At 56.7% G+C, this 19,473-nt stretch carries 18 protein-coding genes; 14 read left to right on the forward strand and 4 right to left on the reverse strand.

The genetic code is table 11. The features are described 5' to 3' along the window. Positions 1 to 62: 62 nt before the first annotated feature. The 3 genes from zwf to eda all read left to right on the forward strand — a co-directional run bounded on the left by zwf (position 63) and on the right by eda (position 4,155). Positions 63 to 1,538, forward strand: a complete 1,476-nt coding sequence (zwf, locus tag ACO6TI_RS25655; protein ID WP_055116708.1) for a glucose-6-phosphate dehydrogenase — start codon at positions 63 to 65, stop codon at positions 1,536 to 1,538. Positions 1,539 to 1,670: 132 nt separating this feature from the next. Next, entirely contained in the window at positions 1,671 to 3,491 is a 1,821-nt protein-coding gene (gene edd, locus ACO6TI_RS25660; RefSeq protein WP_422383641.1) for a phosphogluconate dehydratase, read from the forward strand. Between the two features lie 25 nt (positions 3,492 to 3,516). Next, a complete protein-coding gene (gene eda / locus ACO6TI_RS25665) occupies positions 3,517 to 4,155 on the forward strand; it encodes a bifunctional 4-hydroxy-2-oxoglutarate aldolase/2-dehydro-3-deoxy-phosphogluconate aldolase (RefSeq protein ID WP_196895575.1) in 639 nt (212 codons plus the stop codon). A 39-nt stretch (positions 4,156 to 4,194) separates the two neighbouring features. On the opposite strand, the gene ACO6TI_RS25670 is transcribed toward eda, so the two are convergent. Next, positions 4,195 to 4,800, reverse strand: a complete 606-nt coding sequence (locus ACO6TI_RS25670; protein ID WP_208992720.1) for a PilZ domain-containing protein — start codon at positions 4,798 to 4,800, stop codon at positions 4,195 to 4,197. A 288-nt stretch (positions 4,801 to 5,088) separates the two neighbouring features. Between ACO6TI_RS25670 and pgi the strand changes: the two genes are divergently transcribed. The 5 genes from pgi (at position 5,089) to ACO6TI_RS25695 (ending at position 8,490) form a co-directional block, all read left to right on the forward strand. Next, positions 5,089 to 6,711, forward strand: coding sequence for a glucose-6-phosphate isomerase (gene pgi / locus ACO6TI_RS25675; RefSeq protein ID WP_055116714.1), 1,623 nt, complete (start codon positions 5,089 to 5,091; stop codon positions 6,709 to 6,711). Between the two features lie 242 nt (positions 6,712 to 6,953). Continuing rightward, positions 6,954 to 7,223, forward strand: coding sequence for a glycine zipper domain-containing protein (locus ACO6TI_RS25680; protein WP_029063159.1), 270 nt, complete (start codon positions 6,954 to 6,956; stop codon positions 7,221 to 7,223). Positions 7,224 to 7,284: 61 nt separating this feature from the next. Next, positions 7,285 to 7,554 carry a lipoprotein gene (locus tag ACO6TI_RS25685; protein WP_029063160.1) on the forward strand — a complete coding sequence of 90 codons (270 nt, stop codon included), beginning with the start codon at positions 7,285 to 7,287 and terminating at the stop codon, positions 7,552 to 7,554. Positions 7,555 to 7,857: 303 nt separating this feature from the next. Then, positions 7,858 to 8,076, forward strand: coding sequence for a hypothetical protein (locus ACO6TI_RS25690; RefSeq protein ID WP_051644892.1), 219 nt, complete (start codon positions 7,858 to 7,860; stop codon positions 8,074 to 8,076). A gap of 141 nt (positions 8,077 to 8,217) precedes the next feature. Next, positions 8,218 to 8,490 carry a hypothetical protein gene (locus tag ACO6TI_RS25695; RefSeq protein ID WP_029063161.1) on the forward strand — a complete coding sequence of 91 codons (273 nt, stop codon included), beginning with the start codon at positions 8,218 to 8,220 and terminating at the stop codon, positions 8,488 to 8,490. 36 nt (positions 8,491 to 8,526) lie between these two features. On the opposite strand, the gene ACO6TI_RS25700 is transcribed toward ACO6TI_RS25695, so the two are convergent. Further along, positions 8,527 to 9,636 (reverse strand): ROK family transcriptional regulator, encoded by a 1,110-nt coding sequence (locus tag ACO6TI_RS25700; RefSeq protein WP_104704043.1) that lies wholly within the window; start codon positions 9,634 to 9,636, stop codon positions 8,527 to 8,529. A 132-nt stretch (positions 9,637 to 9,768) separates the two neighbouring features. On the opposite strand from ACO6TI_RS25700, the gene ACO6TI_RS25705 reads away from it, so the two are divergent. From ACO6TI_RS25705 to ACO6TI_RS25720, 4 genes are all read left to right on the forward strand, one after another. Next, a complete protein-coding gene (locus tag ACO6TI_RS25705; protein ID WP_104704127.1) occupies positions 9,769 to 10,758 on the forward strand; it encodes an extracellular solute-binding protein in 990 nt (329 codons plus the stop codon). Positions 10,759 to 10,822: 64 nt separating this feature from the next. Beyond that, positions 10,823 to 11,914, forward strand: a complete 1,092-nt coding sequence (locus tag ACO6TI_RS25710; RefSeq protein ID WP_108873764.1) for an ABC transporter ATP-binding protein — start codon at positions 10,823 to 10,825, stop codon at positions 11,912 to 11,914. Beyond that, positions 11,911 to 13,605, forward strand: a complete 1,695-nt coding sequence (locus ACO6TI_RS25715) for an ABC transporter permease (RefSeq protein ID WP_235808760.1) — start codon at positions 11,911 to 11,913, stop codon at positions 13,603 to 13,605. Before ACO6TI_RS25710 ends, ACO6TI_RS25715 begins: the two co-directional genes overlap by 4 nt. Then, the gene (locus tag ACO6TI_RS25720) at positions 13,598 to 14,581 is read left to right on the forward strand and encodes a hypothetical protein (RefSeq protein WP_144436015.1); all 984 of its coding nucleotides are present in this window, start codon (positions 13,598 to 13,600) and stop codon (positions 14,579 to 14,581) included. The genes ACO6TI_RS25715 and ACO6TI_RS25720 overlap by 8 nt, the downstream gene beginning before the upstream one ends. A 264-nt stretch (positions 14,582 to 14,845) precedes the next feature. On the opposite strand, the gene ACO6TI_RS25725 is transcribed toward ACO6TI_RS25720, so the two are convergent. Then, on the reverse strand, positions 14,846 to 16,387 hold the full coding sequence (locus tag ACO6TI_RS25725) for an acetolactate synthase large subunit (RefSeq protein WP_196895573.1): 1,542 nt from the start codon (positions 16,385 to 16,387) through the stop codon (positions 14,846 to 14,848). A gap of 214 nt (positions 16,388 to 16,601) precedes the next feature. Next, a complete protein-coding gene (gene ald, locus ACO6TI_RS25730) occupies positions 16,602 to 17,741 on the reverse strand; it encodes an alanine dehydrogenase (RefSeq protein WP_409855611.1) in 1,140 nt (379 codons plus the stop codon). A gap of 182 nt (positions 17,742 to 17,923) precedes the next feature. On the opposite strand from ald, the gene ACO6TI_RS25735 reads away from it, so the two are divergent. Continuing rightward, on the forward strand, positions 17,924 to 18,394 hold the full coding sequence (locus ACO6TI_RS25735) for an Lrp/AsnC family transcriptional regulator (protein WP_029063169.1): 471 nt from the start codon (positions 17,924 to 17,926) through the stop codon (positions 18,392 to 18,394). 129 nt (positions 18,395 to 18,523) lie between these two features. Next, a complete protein-coding gene (locus ACO6TI_RS25740) occupies positions 18,524 to 19,414 on the forward strand; it encodes an SMP-30/gluconolactonase/LRE family protein (protein ID WP_422383642.1) in 891 nt (296 codons plus the stop codon). Positions 19,415 to 19,473 lie beyond the last annotated feature (59 nt).

Here is a 19,473-nt window from a genome sequence, read left to right on the forward strand (position 1 = left end):
CTCGAAACCAGCCGGGCCGTCGGCAGTCCGGGAAACAGTTAGCCTGTTGGAAGGATAGTCTCATGGCGGTACGCGTCATTGAAGTTCAGGAATTCGACCTTGTCGTGTTCGGCGCGTCCGGTGACCTTGCGCATCGCAAGCTTCTGCCGGCTCTCTACCACCGCGACGCAGATGGGCAGATGCCTGAGAACGCACGCATCATCTGCAGTGCGCGCCGTGACTATACCGACGATGACTATTGTGACTGGGCCAGGACGGCACTCCAGGAACATGTGAAGGATCTCGAGGAAGATCATCTTGCCCGGTTTCTGAAACGCCTGCGTTACGTCAAGATCGATGTCGCGACTGCTCAGGGTTTTGAAGACCTGAAAAAAGTGCTGGATGAACGCGAAGACGTTATTCGGGGGTTTTATCTGGCTGTCGGCCCTGATCTGTTCGGAACCATCTGCGAGAACCTTGGCAGAGTGGGAGCGGTCAATGATCATGCCCGTGTCGTCATGGAAAAGCCGATCGGCAAGGACGGTGCTTCGGCCAAGGCCCTCAATGACACGGTCGGCGCGGTCTTCAAGGAAGAACAGATCTTCCGTATCGACCACTATCTGGGCAAGGAAACCGTTCAGAATCTGATGGCACTCAGGTTTGCCAATGCCCTGTTCGAACCGCTCTGGAACGCTGCACATATCGATCATGTTCAGATCACTGTCGCGGAATCCCTCGGTGTCGGTGGGCGCGCCGGCTACTACGATACGGCTGGCGCCTTGAGAGACATGGTCCAGAACCATATCCTGCAGCTGTTGTGTCTTGTGGCCATGGAACCACCGGAGTCGATGAACGCGGACAGCGTCCGGGATGAAAAACTGAAGGTGCTGAAGGCCCTGTCTCCAATCGGCAACCACAATCTCGACAAGTTGACCGTGCGGGGTCAATACCGTGCCGGGGCGTCTGCCGGCGGCGCGGTTCCCGGATATCTTGAAGAGCTTGGCAACGACGAAAGCCGGACAGAAACCTTTGTCGCATTGAAGGCTGAAATCGCAAATTGGCGGTGGTCCGGGGTTCCGTTTTATCTGCGGACCGGCAAACGGCTTGCGCAACGTGTATCGGAAATCGTCGTGCAATTCCGTCCCATTCCCCATTCCATCTTCGGCACGGAAGCGGGAAAGATCACGGCCAATCGCCTGATCATCCGCCTTCAGCCGGATGAAGGTGTCCAGATGCAGATCATGATCAAGGACCCGGGCCCGGGCGGAATGCGGCTGAGACAGGTTCCGCTCGACATGAGTTTTGCCGATGCCTTCAAGGTGCGCAATCCGGACGCCTATGAGCGTTTGATCATGGACGTGATCCGGGGCAACCAGACACTGTTCATGCGCCGGGACGAAGTCGATGCGGCCTGGTCCTGGATCGATCCGATCCTGGCCGCCTGGGCAACGTCCAAGGAAACGCCGAAGGGGTATACTGCAGGCACCTGGGGCCCGTCCGCCTCCATTGCGCTCGTGGAACGCGATGGACGCACCTGGTCTGAAGACGATGCCGAATAAGCAGATTTCACAGGCTTGGGGTCTGTGAAATTTCTGCCATTTAAATCGATTGAATAGAGTTATCGGGCGAAAGCGCGAAATTTGCCCGAAAGCCATGACCCAGCCGTTACCGGCAAGGAAAGGACTTGAAGCATGACTATCCAGGATCGCATCGGCGATGTCACGGAACGGATCGTCAGACGCAGTCACGACAGCCGTTCTCTTTATCTGGACCGGATCGGCAAGGCTGCCGACAAGGGCCCCCAACGTTCGCGGCTTTCCTGCGGCAACCTTGCGCACGGTTTTGCCGCATGTGGACTATCCGACAAGCAGGCCTTGTCCGGTGATGTGGTACCCAACCTGGGGATCATCACTTCCTACAATGACATGCTGTCGGCCCACCAACCATACGAGACCTATCCGGCGCTCATCCGCGAAGCCGCGCACGAAGTCGGTGCTGTGGCGCAGGTTGCAGGCGGTGTCCCCGCCATGTGTGATGGCGTCACACAGGGTCAGGACGGCATGGAATTGTCCCTGTTTTCGCGCGATGTGATCGCCATGTCCGCCGCTGTGGGTCTGTCGCACCAGATGTTCGATGCCGCTGTTTTCCTCGGGATCTGCGACAAGATCGTTCCCGGTCTCGCGATTGCCGCGCTTTCCTTCGGTCACCTGCCGGCCGTGTTCGTTCCGGCAGGTCCGATGACAACCGGTATTTCGAATGACGACAAGGCAAAGGTGCGGCAACTCTATGCGGAAGGAAAAGTCGGCCGGGACGCCCTGCTGGAAAGCGAGTCCAAGGCCTATCACTCGCCAGGTACCTGTACCTTCTACGGCACGGCAAACTCCAACCAGATGCTGATGGAAATCATGGGGCTGCACATGCCAGGCGCCTCTTTCGTCAATCCGGGCACCCCGCTCCGCGATGCGCTGACCAGGGAGGCCACAAGACGCGCACTGGCAATTTCTGCGCTCGGCAACGAGTTTACTCCAGCGGGCGAAATCATCAACGAAAAGGCCATTGTCAACGGTGTTGTCGGCCTGCATGCGACGGGCGGTTCGACTAACCACACGATGCATCTGGTTGCGATCGCCGCAACTGCGGGCATCAAGCTGACTTGGGATGATATTTCCGAACTTTCGGATGTTGTTCCGCTCCTCACCCGGGTCTATCCGAACGGCAAGGCGGACGTAAACCACTTCCAGGCAGCCGGTGGCCTTGCATTCCTGATCCGCGAACTCCTGTCGGATGGATACCTGCACAAGGACGTCAAAACGGTCCACGGCACGGATCTTTCAGGATACACGGTTGAGGCCAAACTCGACCAGGATGGAAACATCGTGCGTGAACAGGTACCGGCGGTGTCAGGGGACGAAACCGTTCTTGCTCCGCTATCAAAGGCCTTCCAGCCGACTGGAGGCTTGAAAATGTTGACCGGCAATTTCGGCAAGGCGGTCATCAAGATTTCCGCGGTCGCCAAGGAGCGGCACGTCATTGAAGCCCCTGCTCGTGTCTTTCATTCGCAGGACGATTTCCTGACGGCCTTCAACAACAAGGAACTGAAGGGCGATATTGCCGCGGTGGTTCGCTTCCAGGGTCCAAAGGCCATGGGAATGCCTGAACTTCACAAACTCACGCCCTGTCTCGGCATTCTCCAGGACCGCGGCCACAAGGTGGCCCTTATTACCGATGGCAGAATGTCTGGCGCATCAGGCAAGGTTCCGGCAGCAATCCACGTCACGCCGGAGGCAGCGAACGGCGGTCCGATAGCGAAGATCAAAGATGGTGACATGATCCGCATCAATGCCGTCACCGGTGAACTCATGGTTCTTGTAGACGACGCCGAATTCAACGCCAGACCGCTTGCGACCGCAGACCTCAGTGAGCATCAGTTCGGTGTCGGGAGGGACCTCTTTGCTGCATTTCGGGCAAATGTTGGCGCAGCAGACGATGGCGCGCACGTGTTTGGTGTGTAAAGCCAATACTATTCGGGAGAAAACAATGGCTCAGGACATTCAGAAGATCGAAGCAGTGATGTGCGCTGCACCTGTTATCCCGGTACTGGTTGTCGAGGACCCCAGGAAGGCCGTACCGATGGCTGAAGCCCTCGTCAGAGGTGGTCTGCCTGCTATCGAAATCACCTTGCGTACACCACATGCTCTGGAAGCAATCGACGCCGTAAACGAGCATGTGGATGGAGCGATTGTCGGCGCCGGAACAGTCTTGAACGGCAAGCAATATGATGCAGCAGTCTCGGCCGGGGCTCGTTTTGTTGTTTCTCCGGGAGCGACAAAGTCCCTGCTGGACGCAGCCGACGAGCACAGTGTGCCGCTCCTGCCGGGTGCGGCTACGGCCTCCGAGGTGATGTTTCTTCTGGAACGCGGATATGAACGCCTGAAATTCTTTCCGGCTGAGCAGGCGGGCGGCACGTCTTATCTGAAGTCGCTGTCCTCCCCCCTTGCAGCGGCCAAATTCTGCCCGACAGGCGGTGTCAGTCTCGACAAGGCACCGGACTATCTCGCACTTCCGAATGTTCTGTGCGTGGGCGGTTCCTGGATCGCCGATGCCAAGGCGATTGCTGCCGAGGACTGGGCCGGCATCGAGGAACGCGCGCGCGCGGCTGCCGGGCTCAACGATTAAAGAAAGGTAGTTGGCAAATTTGCATGAGGCATCTGCTTGTCAGGCGTCCTCGGTTTCCTGAGCCATTAGGTCTTGGTCTTCACCGCTCTCATCGCTCCCGCTCTCCTCCAGGGTCCTGTTCCAAAGGAGGCGTAGACCGGCAGACTTGTCGTTGCGCCAGGCAAATTCTGCGACAACCGGCTTGTCGAATTTTTTCATCGAAATGAGAACTTCTTCGGGAAGCGCAGTTAGCCCCTCGGCCTTGACCTTGCACCCGTTCTTGGCTGCATCCACAATGATACCGGTAATCTCGGTGATACCTTCCAGGTCAGCAATCGTCACGGGAATCTTGACGTCGTTTCGTTTCTCGCGACGCTTGTCGGTGACTGAGCTTTCGTGCGTTGTAAAAACAACGGCTGCGTCTTTGCCCTTGACCGATGTCACATGTGCCTTGGAAAGCTTGCGCGACCCTTCAAGGCGGATCCCGACATTCTTGTATAACTCGCTGACATGTTCCGACGTCAGGCAACAGCCCCATTCACTTACATTCGTAACCACCGCATCAATGATTGCGAGTGTATCGAAATCGACAACGAGCACGTTTTCCCGAACATCCGGATTTCCCTGAAGATGAGCCAGATCATGAGAAGTTTTCGCTGCGCACATTGGGTCTGATTGCCTGAAATGTGAATTCATTGGAATTTCTACGTACCCTTCGGCACGACTTGATAGACGCTACGTCAAAACTCCTAATATCTTATCAATTCCGGACCCAATACAACCACCGCATGAGACACGCGCCATGCAGAATTCAGTTATGCCCCGTCTGCCACCTCGACCAGCCGGCAAGTCGGAAAATCTTTTTCCCTCCGTCAAGTTGCTGTGCTAATTGATGCCTACCTTGCCCAATGACGAAAATTCAACCGGTTAAATCGATTTAAAAGAGGTACTCCAATGGCTCTCGAAGCAGCGTTTGTTTCACTCGGCGAACAGGCCGACAAGATGAGCAACACGACCCTGCGCGAGTTGTTCGCGGATGACCCTGACCGTTTCGAAAAGTTTTCCGCCCGCACGGGCGACCTGCTACTCGACTATTCCAAAACCAAAATAGACCTCAAGACCCTGGACCTCCTGTTTGAGCTCGCACGGGCTGCAGACCTGGAACAGCGGCGATCTGCAATGTTTGCAGGTGAGAAGATCAACACGACCGAAGAGCGGGCAGTGCTCCACACTGCGCTCCGCAACCGGTCCGATCGTCCGGTCCTTGTCGATGGACATGATGTCATGCCAGATGTTCGCGCGGTGCTGGACGCGATGGCAGATTTTTCCGAGGCGGTTCGTTCCGGAGAGTTGGTGTCGTCATCGGGCGCCCCCTTTACCGACGTCGTCAACATAGGTATCGGCGGGTCCGACCTCGGACCAGTCATGGCAACACTGGCGCTTGCTCCCTACCATGACGGTCCGGAGCTTCACTATGTTTCCAATGTCGACGGCGCACATATTGCAGATACGCTGGAAAAACTCGATCCTGCGACGACCCTGATCATCGTCGCATCCAAAACTTTTACGACCATCGAAACCATGACCAATGCCGCAACAGCACGAAGGTGGATTGCGGACACCCTCGGCGAAGAAGCGGTCGGCCAGCACTTTGCAGCCGTTTCAACCGCGCTGGACAAGGTGGCGGCCTTCGGCATTGACCGGAGCCGCGTCTTTGGTTTCTGGGACTGGGTCGGCGGTCGCTATTCGATCTGGTCCGCCATCGGCCTGCCCCTGATGATTGCGATCGGACCGGATGCATTCAATGATTTCCTGGAGGGCGCACACGCAATCGACCTGCATTTTCAGGAAGCGCCGCTTGATCAAAACCTGCCGGTGCTGATGGCGTTGATCGGCGTGTGGCACCGGGATGTCGTCGGATATTCGGCGCGCGCTGTCCTTCCCTACGACCAGCGCCTCGCGCGGCTGCCGGCATATCTGCAACAGCTCGACATGGAATCGAATGGAAAACGGGTCAGGCTCGACGGCAGCCCGGTCGACAGGGAGACCGGCCCGCTCGTCTGGGGAGAACCCGGCACGAACGGGCAACATGCCTTCTACCAGCTACTCCACCAGGGAACGACGGTTATTCCGTGCGAATTCCTTATTGCAGCACATGGTCATGAGAGCGACTTGCAGCAACATCATGATCTGCTGATGGCCAACTGCCTGGCGCAATCCGAAGCTCTGATGCTCGGTCGGACCCTTGAGGAGGCGACGGCGTTGCTAACAGCATCGGGTCATTCCAAGGAAGACGTCGAGCGACTTGCCCCGCACAAGGTGTTTCCCGGTGACCGTCCGTCACTCACGCTCGTTTATGACAGGCTTACTCCCTTCGCGCTTGGCCGCCTGATAGCTCTCTACGAGCATCGTGTCTTCGTCGAAGGCGTCATCTGGGGAATAAATTCATTCGATCAGTGGGGTGTGGAACTGGGCAAGGAACTGGCCACGGCGCTTCTGCCCATGGTGAAGGGCCAGGCTTCGGCAGACAAAAAAGACGCCTCGACCCGCGGATTGCTCGCCATTTTGAAAGGGTGATCCTGTCCCGATGGACAAAAATAGGACGGGAGCACCGAAGCAACGGAAGCGACCGTCATATTTTTGCCTAACGCGGGCTATCTGTTTCACATCACTGAACAACTCGGGTCTCACCGCCCTGAGCTCTTTTGCACGTTGTGGGAATTGATAGATTGCCCCGTCGGGCAAAGCAGCTTACCCTTGGTGAGATTTAAAACTATTGAACGTGCCGCTGAATGTGGTTCTGAAGGGAGTTATCTTTCATGAAGAAGTTTGTTCTGCTCGCAGCGATCGGCGTTGCGTTGGCCGGATGCCAATCTGACAGCCAGACTGACCGGGCCCTCGTTGGCGGTGGCCTGGGTGCAGCAACCGGTGCCGCTATCGGCGCTGCAGCAACCGGTGATGTCGGAGGAGCGCTCGTCGGTGGCGTTATCGGCGCAGCTGGTGGTGCGATTGTTGGATCTGCCACAACACCGAAAAACTGTGTCGCTTACGACCGTTACGGCAACCCGTACCGTGTGGCGTGCCCGTAACAAGGCCCGACACACTGTTCGAAGCGCGATCCGGGAATGATCAACCGGTAGGATGAAAAATATGAAAAAACTTCTGTTTGTTGCCGTGGCAGCTGCCTTTCTAGCCGGCTGTCAGTCCGACAGTCAGACTGATCGCGCGCTCGTAGGCGGCGGCTTGGGTGCTGCAACCGGCGCAATAATCGGCGCAGCAGCCGGAGGCGGAGCGGGCCCTGCTCTCGCTGGCGCAGCAATTGGTGCGGCAGGCGGTGCAATCGTTGGTGCCGCCACCACGCCGAAGAACTGTGTCGCCTATGACCGGTACGGCAACCCCTATCGGGTTGTTTGCCCCTGATCGAATACAGCCCCAAAAGCTCCGATCTTAACGTGCCGTTTAGGTTACGGATTCAATAATGAGTTGATTGGGTTTTGAGCGTTTTGGCTGCTTGTCCAAAGCGAAGGCGTTGAAAATGATTCATTTTCAGCGCGTTCGCCACAGGCAAATGGCGGGAATAGCCAATTCCTGAGGATGCCGGAATGGACCTGCCCGGTAGCGCGGGCGTGCAGGACAAAATGATTTCCGTCCCCCACGTCTTGCCTTACCGAGAGTTTCAGAAACCGTCACCGAATTTCACTCATTTTTGAGGTTATGACCTAGATGAAAAAAGTCATATTGGTGGCTGCAGTCGCCACATTGCTTGCCGGGTGCAGCTCCAGCCGGCAGACAGATCGCGCATTGATTGGCGGCGGCCTTGGGCTGGCAACTGGCGCAGTTGTTGGCGCTGCCGTTGGAGCCGGAGCCGCACCTGTTCTTGCAGGGGCTGCAATCGGCGCAGGCGCTGGAGCTGTTATCGGCGCGGCGACCACGCCGAATTGATTGGCTCCCCTGCCGGTATGGAGTTTCCGGCCGCTGGTGCAAATTCCGGAAATCGAAACTGGATAACCCTGGCGCAGTAAGAAACTGTTAACCATAAATCTTCACCTTTGGCGAAGCTCATTCCTTTGCCAAGGGACCGTGATGAAACCGATTCTAGCAGCAACGGCCCTCGCCTTCCTTCTTGCCGGCTGCGTCAATACCGAAAGCCAGCGGGACAGAATGCTCATCGGGGCCGGCCTCGGGGCAGCAACCGGTGCAACGATCGGCGCCGTTGCCGGGTCGACGGTCAACGCGACGCTAGCCGGTGCAGCACTGGGTGCTGTCGGTGGCGGCTTGGTTGGTATCGTCACAACGCCGCGCAACTGCATAGCGCAGGATCAGAACGGCACCCCCTACAAGGTGCGCTGCCCTTAAATATGCGCTGCCCTTGAGTTTTCGCACATGTCAGCTTTATCCGGCATTCGGACTTGTCGTCAGATAAAGCGGTAATGCCGCTGCTCCCAAGTGAGGTTTTTTGTCGGCTTCGGCGCGTATGAAGGTCGGGTGCGGACCGAAATGATCCTCCCCGAGAGACTTGCTTGCAGACAGCCTCTCGATCAGCTCTGAGAAAATTGCATCCGGCAATCGCCCACCCAGCACGATTGCGTCCGGCGACATGGTCCGGGTTATGACAAGGCTGAGCCATTTGAGTTGTTGTTCAACCCGGTCAACCCAGTTCAAAATGCTTTCGTGCTGCAGGTCTGCCTTGCTGATGTGTTCCAGATTATCGGCAGCAAGCCCGGCCTCTTTTATGGTCGCCAAAAGATCCGATCCTGAAGGTCGCGGTTGCGACTTGGGAAAAAGCCCCCCGAATTCGGCAGCCGACGCGCTTTTTCCCAGATACAGCGATTGGTCAATGACCGCGGCACCACCGATACCGTGAGACAACCAGACGTAATTGAAGTTACGCACGGACCGACAGCTTCCGAACAGAAGCTCAGCAAGACAGGCACATTTTGCGTCGTTCAGCTGATGCACCGGCATATCGAAATAGGGCGCAAAATCCTTGCTCGCATCGATCTCCGGCCATTCGGAAAAATACTGTGTCTGCCGAACGATGCCCGGCTTGCTGGTATGTTGTCCGGGATAACTGATGCCGCACCCGATGAAACGATCCGGCTGCAGTCCAAGCTGCCTGGTCTGCCGGTCAACAGATGCACCGATCAGCTCCATGAGTTGAGAAAACCCGCGATCGGTAATCGATGACGTCTCTTCTGAGAGGACTTCCCCCAAGGCATTGACAATACAGGTGTAGTACCTCTCCGGGTCGATAAACACACCGGCAGACAGCAGTCCCATGGGACGAAGCTGAAGCAATTTTGAAGGATAACCGCGCCGACCTGCGCGGTTCGGGTCCGCTTCCTCGACAACAAGCCCGTCATCCAGAAGCTGATTGACAATCCGGGTTACGGTTGATGGCTGCACATCCAGCAGATCCGCCAGCTTCAACCTGGAAACCGGCCCCTGAGAGCGAAGCAGCTGGATAAGGCGCCGCGCGCTCGGTTTCTGCAGTGTATTCAATTTATGCTCCTAGTCTCCGTGCAGCCTAATAAATTGCACCACGCAAATAAACCTTGATTTTTTAATTTGCGCTTCGCAATATAATGCTTGCTCAGCGTATCCGCCGGGCACGACCTTGTGAGGGAGGAACGAATGAACCCGAAGAAAACTTTGCTGAAACTTGGTGTTGCCCTGACCGCGACGCTGTCGGCCACGATGGCCTTTGCTGACGGTACGGTCACTGTCTACACCGCTGCGCCACAGAATTTTGTCGATGAACTTGTACCGATGTTTGAGGAAGCCTCCGGTACGAAGGTCGAGGTTATCAAGGCGGGTTCCGGAGAACTCCTGAACCGGCTGACAGCCGAATCCGCCTCCCCGGTTGCCGATGTTTTGTGGAGCGTCGACGGCACCGTGGTGGATTTCAATCCGGATTTGTTCACGGCATATGTATCGCCAGAGCAGGCTTCAGTTGATCCTTCTCTGATAAAAAGCGAACTCTGGTCGCCATTTACGGCTGTTGTCATGGCATTTGCCGTCAACAAGGACGCTCTTGGCGACAAGCCTGTGCCGGCAAGCTGGTCGGATCTGGCCAAACCTGAATATGACGATCTGATATCTTCGGCCCGCGCGGACAAGTCCGGCTCGGCCTATATCCAGTTCGCAACAGTTCTGCAGGCATTTGGTGACGAACAATCAGGCTGGGATGTCTATAACGGCATGCTTTCCAATTTTGTCCTGTCCGACAGTTCCGGCGCCGTCCCCCGCTTTGTAAATGATGGCGAACTGCCGATCGGAGTAACACTCGAGGATGCAGCTCTTCGGTACAAGGAGGGTGGAGGACCTGTCGAAATCGTCTATCCGGCCGAAGGTACAGCCATTTCTCCGGATGCAATTGCACTGGTTTCCGGCTCTCCGAATTCCGACGCAGGCAAGAAGTTCATCGACTTCATCCTGTCTGCCGAGGCGCAGAAAGTAGTCGCCGCTCAGGGACGCCGCCCGGTTCGCACAGATGTTCCCTCCAATGAGAGCCTTGTCCCCCTGGGTGACATCAAGGCTGTCGACTATGATTTCCAGTGGGCAGCCAAGGAGCGCAAACGCCTCGTGGAAGCCTGGGGTGAAGCTGTTCTCGACTACCAGTAAGCAAGCGATGCGGCCGGGTTCCCCGGCCGCACTACCAACGGACAATTTGGGAGGGGCAACGACGATGGCATCCGTTGATATCGTCAATATCAGAAAATCTTACGGGCCTGTCCTGGCCCTGTCAGACATCGATATTCAGATCGAATCCGGAGCGTTTTTTACGTTGCTCGGCCCAAGTGGCTGCGGAAAAACGACGCTGTTGCGTACGATTGCGGGATTTCACTTTCAGGACTCCGGCACAATCCTCGTCAATGGCCGGGAAATTCAGAACATGCCCGCACACAAGCGCGGCGTTGGAATGGTCTTTCAGGATTACGCGGTTTTTCCGCATCTGAGCGTCACCGACAATGTGGCCTTCGGTCTCAAGAGAAAAAAGATTTCTTCCGCCCTGATCAAGCCGAAGGTGGCCGAAGCTCTCAGGATTGTTCAACTTGAGGAACTCGCCCACCGCATGCCTCACGAGTTGAGCGGCGGGCAGCAGCAGCGCGTCGGGCTCGCCCGCGCAATCGCGGTCGACCCTACCGTCCTTCTGATGGACGAACCCCTCTCCAATCTGGATGCCAAGCTTCGCGTGGACCTCAGGGGAGAATTACGCCGCATCCAGAAAGACATGGGCATGACAACCATTTACGTGACCCATGACCAGGAAGAGGCTCTTGCCATGTCAGACGTCGTTTGCGTCATGTTCGGCGGGATCATTCAGCAGGCAGCCTCCCCTTTCGAAATCTACCGCAATCCGGCAAACCGTTTCGTCGCCAATTTTGTCGGTGCCAACAATTTCCTTGCAGGAAACATTGATAGTCAAGGCGATGCGATCCTGACCACGTCCGACCTGAAGGTGCGTTCGATTGCAGGAGGCATTTCAGACACGAAGATCGCCGTTTCGGTTCGCCCTGAAGCGGTGAATGTCTCTCGGGGTTCACACGCTGCCAGTGACGACATGCTGACCTTTGACGGCAACATTCGGCAAATCAGCTTCATAGGGCGAGAACTTGAAGTCCATGGCAAGACCCATCTCGGAGACGACGTTCGCGCTATTTTGCGGCCGACATCAGATCTTCTTGGTCTGGCCGAAGGCGATCCGGTCACCTTCGCCTTCAACCGTGATGAAGCAATCCTGTTCGAAAATGGAGAAACGGGCCGGAGGTTGTCATGACAATGACCACCTCAAACCCTCTCTTGAAACCTGTCTACATTTTTGGTCCTGTACGCTTCGATTTCTGGACCGCAATGACGCTGCTCGTCATTGCTGTGCTTTTTGTCCTTCTGATACTGCCGATAGCAAGCGTGTTTTTCGTCAGTTTTCTGGATGAGGACACCGGCGCGTTTACGCTTGCAAACTACGTGGAGGTGTTCACTCGGAACTACTACGTGAAGGGTTTGCGAAACACGCTCACAGTGGGCCTTCTGGGTACACTTGGTGCTTGCCTGATCGGCGTTCCGCTGGCGTTTTTCACCGCAAGGTTTCGAATACGCGGCAAGGCGCTGATCTCGACGCTTGCGATTCTGGTACTGGTCGCCCCACCTTTCATCGGCGCCTATGCCTGGATCATGATGCTTGGCGCAAATGGCTTCATAACCAACTTCTTCAAGGGCCTTGGTCTCAACCTGCCGACGATCTATGGCGCTCACGGGATCATCCTGGTCTTTACGCTCAAATTCTTCCCGTTCGTGTTTCTCATGACGAAAACCGCGCTCGGTTCCGTCAACAAATCGTTTGAAGATGCGGCTGAAAACCTCGGCTGCAACGCCTTGCAGCGGTTCTTCCACGTAACCCTGCCCCTGGTATTTCCGGCGGTAAGCACCGGTGCGATCATCTGTTTCGTACTGTCGATTGCCGACTTCGGGACGCCTGCAATTTTGGGCCGAGGTTTCCGCACTTTGTCGACGATCGCATATTCCGCCTACACATCCGAACTCGGCGGCAAACCCACGATGGCCGTCACGGTTTCACTGGTCATGATGGCGATCTCCATACTGGCTCTTTTCATTCAGCGCCGGTTCTTGTCAAAGCGGCGCTATGCATCCGCCCTCACCAACCGGCCAGTCATCCAGCAGCTGAAAGGCTGGCGCAACTGGGGTGCACACGCCTTCTGCTATGCCGTTGTCATAACCGCGATGTTTCCGACACTCGTGGTCGTCTACACGTCGATCCTTGAAACCAATGGTCCGGTCTTCACTGGCGAATATGGTCTTTCCAGCTATCGGAGGGTTCTGCTGGATGCGCCGGAAGCGATCTTCAACAGTTTCCGGTTTTCTCTGATTGCTGTGGCCGTGATTGCTGTTTTCTCCGGATTGATTTCGTACCTGATCGTTCGGCGGGAAAACGCGGTTTCCGGGACCATCGACGTCCTCATGATGGTTCCCTACCTCGTCCCCGGCGTCGTGATGGCCATCGGCTTTGTGACGACGTTTCGATCAGGCTGGTATGACCTCACTGGTACCGGCTTGATCATCGTCATGATCCTGTTCATTCGACGATTGCCGTATGGCGTCCGGTCAACCACGACCAACCTTCGACAGATCAAACCGTCATTGGAAGAAGCCGCGGTCAATCTTGGAGCGTCTCCGCTGCGGGCCTTCGTGTCGGTAACGGTTCCGCTGATCCTCCCCGGTCTGATTGTCGGCTCCCTGATGAGTTTCATAACCGCGATCAACGAGCTTTCCTCCACCCTGATCCTCTACAACTCCAAAACAGTAACCATGCCCGTGAAGATCTACATATCGGTGCTCGACGGCGAATTTGGCCTCGCTGCGGCTTTGTCCACGATCCTGCTCGTCTGCTCGGGGCTTTGTGTCTATGCGGTCTTCCTGCTCGCTGACGATCGGGAATCGTCATTTGTCTAGTCAACTTCAGCCAAGCACCGGCATACCAATGCAGATTTCATCGCTCACCTATTCGAGAGACCGAACCGGCCGACAGGCGGGAGACGACAGTCTTTTGATCTTGCCGGGTACCTGCGGAGTGTTCGACGGGGCTTCAAGCGGTGCGACTTCCCCCGGAGTTTCTCCCGGTCAGGCGGCGTCCCGAGCCGCGGCATCCGTCCTAGGTGAGTTTGCCGCCACAAGAACCATGACGGATGTCCCGGCTTCGGAAATCTTCTCCGCAATCAGGGAAAGGATTTGCCGGACGGAAAGAATGCTTGGCAACACTTTCCGCGCGTCGACTACCATGGCGGCAGCATTTTTCGACGCAGAAACAATCCGGCTGCTTGTTGTCGGAGACAGCGGTATACGAATAAACGGCGACCAGGTTTACAGGTGGCTGAAACCCGTCGACGACCTCTCAACGACAGCGCGGATTGAGGTGTTCAACCTGTTGAAGGGCAATGGCGGTTCATCTGATGAAGTCGAGGCTCAAACACGAAAAATTTCGTTTCAGGGTTTGGACAATGGTGTGAGTGAAGGCATTCTTGAGGAAGAGGACGCCGCCAGGATATGCACCCTTGTATCGGACAAATACGCTGACATCGTCCCCCCTCGGCATACGGAAGCAATCCTGCGCACGGGCATAAGGAGCCAATACCTTTATGCCAACAGACCGAACCATCCGCTCGGGTACTCGTCACTGAATTGCGATCCCATCCTGATGGATGATGTCATCGACGTCAGCAAACCGATTGCAGAGGTCGAAACACTCGAATTTTTCACTGACGGTTATTTCGATCTCCCTGGAGAAGTGTCTGTTTCCGCCTGGGAAAAAGCCTTCGACAAGTGCGAGACGGTCGATTTTCACAAGACGGAAAGCTTTCCCAGCATCAAGGGATCGACTTCGAAGGAATTTGCAGATGACCGCTCCGTGATTGTTGTCAGAAACTCCTGACGCGGCGTCGACGTACCTCAGACGCATGATCCGGCTCGAAGGCTGCCTTCAGACCGCGGTGAGACCAACACCGTCGCCCGATCGGCGGTCAATTCAACGCCGGCCGGCAAAGGCCTGTTGCGCCTGGTGCCGGGATCGGTGGCAGTGTCATGGCACAGCACATATCCAGCGCATATGATGAACTCCGCACGCCAATCAAGGCTCGTTTGCATGGACGGATCGCTCCGTCCTGTGAGCGGCAAGTGCCATAATTCTTCGGTCCGCCTAGATCGGGGCCTCGATCAGAAATGGACCATCGGTTCGCGCTGCCTGTTCCAACGCCTCGGCAAATTTCTCTTCACTGTCGGCGCGCACTGCCGGAACGCCATGGCCTTTCGCCAGCGCCACCCAATCAAGCAGCGGGTCTTCTATGTCGAACATGGCGCGTGCGTTGCGTCCCGGTTTCTGAGCGCCCTGAGCCTGGAGTTCGGCATGGAGGATCTGATAGCCTCGATTCGCAATGATCACGAATGTGATATTCATTTTTTCGCGGGCAGCGGTCCAGAGACACTGAAGCTGATACATTGCTGATCCATCGCCAGAAACCGCAAAAACCGGCCGGTCCGGGCAAGCCACCGACGCGCCAAGCGCGTTGGGAAGACATTGGCCAATGGAGCCACCGGTATTGTTGAGCCGGTCATGGCTTGCAGCGAAATTCACATGAGGCCAGATTCCGGGCCCGGCGGTAACCGCCTCATTCACCATCACGGCGCCGTCGGGGATGGCGCTGGCCAGGCAGCGCCCGATTCCCTCTGATGTCAGAGACCCTGTCTCCAAGGCCGGTTTTTTGCCCTTGATCCTGGAAACATGTTCACTGCCGTCGACACCTACAGCCTCGGCCATGGTCTGAAGCGTCCACATTGTATCCCAATCGCTGTAACACAATCTGTCCAGGACGCATCCGGCGGGATCGGGCGTTGAGGGCTTGCCCGGATAGGCGAAGAAATTCACCGGCGGATCTTCACCAACAAGAACAATGCGGGACAGGTCGGAAAGAAACTCGATTGTGTGATCGGGGCTGTAAGGCAACATTTCGAAGGCAACGGCATTCTCGCCGAGGGCGATGCGCGGTGCAAAGAATGGCGCCAGCAGGCGGCAACCGGTCCGCGCGGCAATTTGCCCGGCCAACTTCGCCCCCTGCCCGTAAAGCCCGGGTCCGCTCACCAGAAGCGCGGCTCCCGGCAGAGTAAGAGCCTCCGCCGATGCGGCAACGCGATCCGCATCCGGACGATGCTTCGCGACGGGTGGCAGAGCTGTCAGCGCACCTGCTCCACTTTCGCCCCAGGCGCAGTCGGCCGGTAGGATAACGGTCGCAATCTGGCCACCGCGTGCAACCCGGATGGCGTCCGCGCCCGCGCCCGCAACCGTGGAACTGTCTGTTGCCCGCCGCACCCATTGAGAAACCGATGCGACAACACCGTCGAGATCTGCCTGCAAGGGGGCATCATGTTTCAGATGATAGCCTGCGTGATCTCCAACAATATTGACAATGCCGGAATGCCCTTTGCGCGCGTTGTGCAGATTGGCCCAGCCGTTGCCGAAACCCGGCCCCAGATGCAGGAGCGTGCCGGCAACGTTCCCGCTCATTCGGGCATAGCCATCCGCGGCGCCAGTCACACCTCCTTCAAACAGGCAGAGAATGCACCGCATTTCCGGATGGGTATCGAGGGCGGCCACGAAATGCATTTCAGACGTGCCTGGGTTGGCAAAGCAAACCGAAACATCCGATGCCAACATTGTTTCGACCAGCGCTTCTGCACCATTCATCCAGACACCTCCCTTAAAAACTCCGGCAATATTAAGCAGTTGAACGAGCTTGTCTATATCGGCCGCCACCGTGTTGCCGGCGGCGTGTCCAATGATCGGTTGGCCTCGTGCTTCCGCACAATCCTCGCGGAGGCAGGGAATGATGATGCGGATCAAAAAAACGGCCGGTCACCAGGGACCGGCCGTTAAATCTCGAACGCTTTGATATGCCGGATCAGGCAGCCTGGCTTTGACCATTCTGCTCAAGAGCGGTCGCCGGATCAACATAGTCGTAGCCGAGCGCATCAGCGACGGCCTCGCAGGTCACCTGCCCGCCGATCACATTCAGGCCAGGCAGGAAGTGCGGATCATCGAGAAGCGCCTGTTTCGCTCCTTTGTCGGCCAGTGCCAGTGCAAACGGAAGCGTCGCATTGTTAAGAGCATAGGTAGAGGTTTTCGGCACGGCGCCCGGCATGTTGGCGACGCAGTAATGAACAACTTCGTCGATAATGTATGTCGGATCGGAATGAGTTGTTGCCTTGGAGGTTTCAAAGCATCCACCCTGATCGATAGCAACATCAACCAGAACCGAGCCCGGCTTCATGCGGCTGACCAGATCCTTCGACACAAGTTTCGGTGCGGCGGCACCGGCGACCAGCACGGCACCAACGACCATGTCCGCCTCAAGAACATGTTTTTCAAGCGCGGATCTGGTCGAGTAAACCGTTTTCAGTGCAGGGCCAAAGGTTTGCGCAAGCTGACCGAGAACCGCAGTGTTCCGATCGAGAACGGTAACATCTGCACCGAGACCGATTGCCATGGTGATTGCGTGAGAGCCGACAACACCACCGCCAATCACGACAACCTTTGCCGGTTCAACACCCGGAACGCCACCGACCAGGGTACCGGAGCCGCCATGGGCCTTCTCCAGCGCCTTGGCACCGGCAATCACGGACAGACGACCGGCAACCTGTGACATCGGCACCAGCAACGGCAGGCCACCCCCGGAATCGACAACCGTTTCGTACGCGATGCAGGTGGCACCGGACTTCACCAGATCTGCGGTCTGATCGGCGTCCGGAGCCAGATGCAGGTAGGTAAAGAGGATGTGGTCGGGACGCAGCATGGCGCGCTCGACAGCCTGCGGCTCCTTCACCTTCACGATCATCTGTGCGGCGTCGAAGACCTCCTTCGCGGTCGAAAGGATTTTCGCACCGGCGGCTTCATAGTCAGCGTCGTTTGCACCGATGCCGGCGCCAGCATTTGTTTCAACGACCACTTCGTGGCCGTGTGCGATCATTTCGTGAACACTGTCCGGCGTCAGGCCGACACGGTATTCATGGTTCTTGATTTCCTTGGGCACACCAATACGCATAACCACGTCTCCTCTGGAAGCGATTTGATTGCCTCCAAGTCTACGCTTTCCGCGGTCGAATGTGCTTGCGTTCCGAGGGGCTGAACAGGCATTTGACACAATATTGTTGCGTCAATCTGGATTTTTCTCGAATATAGTGCCGCAAAGCTCCGATAAACCTGCAATATGTGCGGTGCAACATAATGAAACTTGATCGTCTGGACAGGAAAATCCTGGACGCCTTGCAAAAGGATGGCCGGATCGCGAATGCGGATCTGGCGGAAATTGTGGGACTGTCGGCCTCTGCCTGCCTTCGCCGGGTCCGTGCACTTGAGGAAGTCGGCATCATCGAGAACTACGTTGCTCTTCTCGACCAGCGCAAGCTGGGGCGGAGGATGGATGTCTTTGTCGAGATCTCGCTGACCGGACAATCCAAGGAGACCCTTGAGAGTTTCGAACGTGCCGTCGCACGCTCGGATGAAATCATGGAATGTTTCCTGATGGCGGGCGACGCCGACTATATCCTGCGCCTCAGCGCAGCTGATCCGATTGATTTCGAACGAATCCACAGGGATCACCTGTCCCAGTTGCCCGGCGTTCTCAGAATGAAGTCGTCATTCGCCATCCGCCCGATCGTGAAGCGAACCGCAATCCCTCTTCAGGCTGAATTCTGACCCTGAAACCGGAATCGTGCCATTCAAGTTAGGAAGGTTGATACGGATCTTTGCAGTCTCGACGGCGGAGGAAGTCGGCTATATAGTCCGCATCCGTCAATTGCCTGGCTTTTCAAGGAACCTTCCTCGGTGTCCCACACGATTACCCGCTTTCTCGACACAACTTATCAACTTGGCGAATGCCCGACCTGGGATGACAGGCACGACCGGCTGCTTTGGGTCGATATTCAGGGGCGCTCGATCCAGTCGATGGACTGGGAGAGCCGCAACATCACCACATGGTACTTCGACAACGAGGTCGGATCGTTCGGCCTGACCGACGATGACCGTCTGGTGGTCGGTGTCTGGGACAAGATCCTGCTGTTCGATCCGAGTACGGAAAAAAGCGAGGTCCTTGCCGAAGTCCAGGCGGACCAACCTGGAACGCGCCTCAATGACGGCAAGATCGGTCCGGACGGCGCCTTCTGGATCGGCACCATGGACACCGCCTCCCCGCGCGAACCGATCGCCGGTCTTTACAGGATCGACGGCCGTGGTGAAGTCGAGGAAATTCGCGACGAACTGCAATGTTCAAACGGTCTCGCCTGGAGCGCAGACGGCACTTACATGTATCACGCCGATTCAACGCCGGGCTGGATCGAGTGCTACGCCTTCGATCCGGCGACGGGCGCACTCGGTTCGAAAATGCTTTTTGCCCAGCAGACCAACGAAACCGGACGCCCGGACGGAGCAACCGTGGATGCAGACGGCAATTACTGGAGCGCCGGTGTTTCTGCGGGGCTGCTCAACTGCTTTGCGCACGACGGAAATCTTCTGGAAGCCATCAGGATGCCGGTCCCCAAGCCGACAATGCCCTGCTTTTGTGGTCCTGACCTCGACCAGTTGATCGTCACCACAATCAAGCAGCCCACCGACCCGACGGCCATCGAACCGGACACGCTGTCAGGCGGATTGTTCCTGGTGGAAGGTCATGGAAAAACGGGGCTGAAGGCGGAACGGTTTAAGACGAAAGCTGCTTAGTTTCAAAAAAGACAGCAGTTTCCTGGTCAACCCTAGCCGCCACTACGAGCGTTGGATCA

The organism is Roseibium album, assembly GCF_965233825.1.
In the GTDB taxonomy this organism is placed as follows: Bacteria; Pseudomonadota; Alphaproteobacteria; order Rhizobiales; family Stappiaceae; genus Roseibium; species Roseibium album.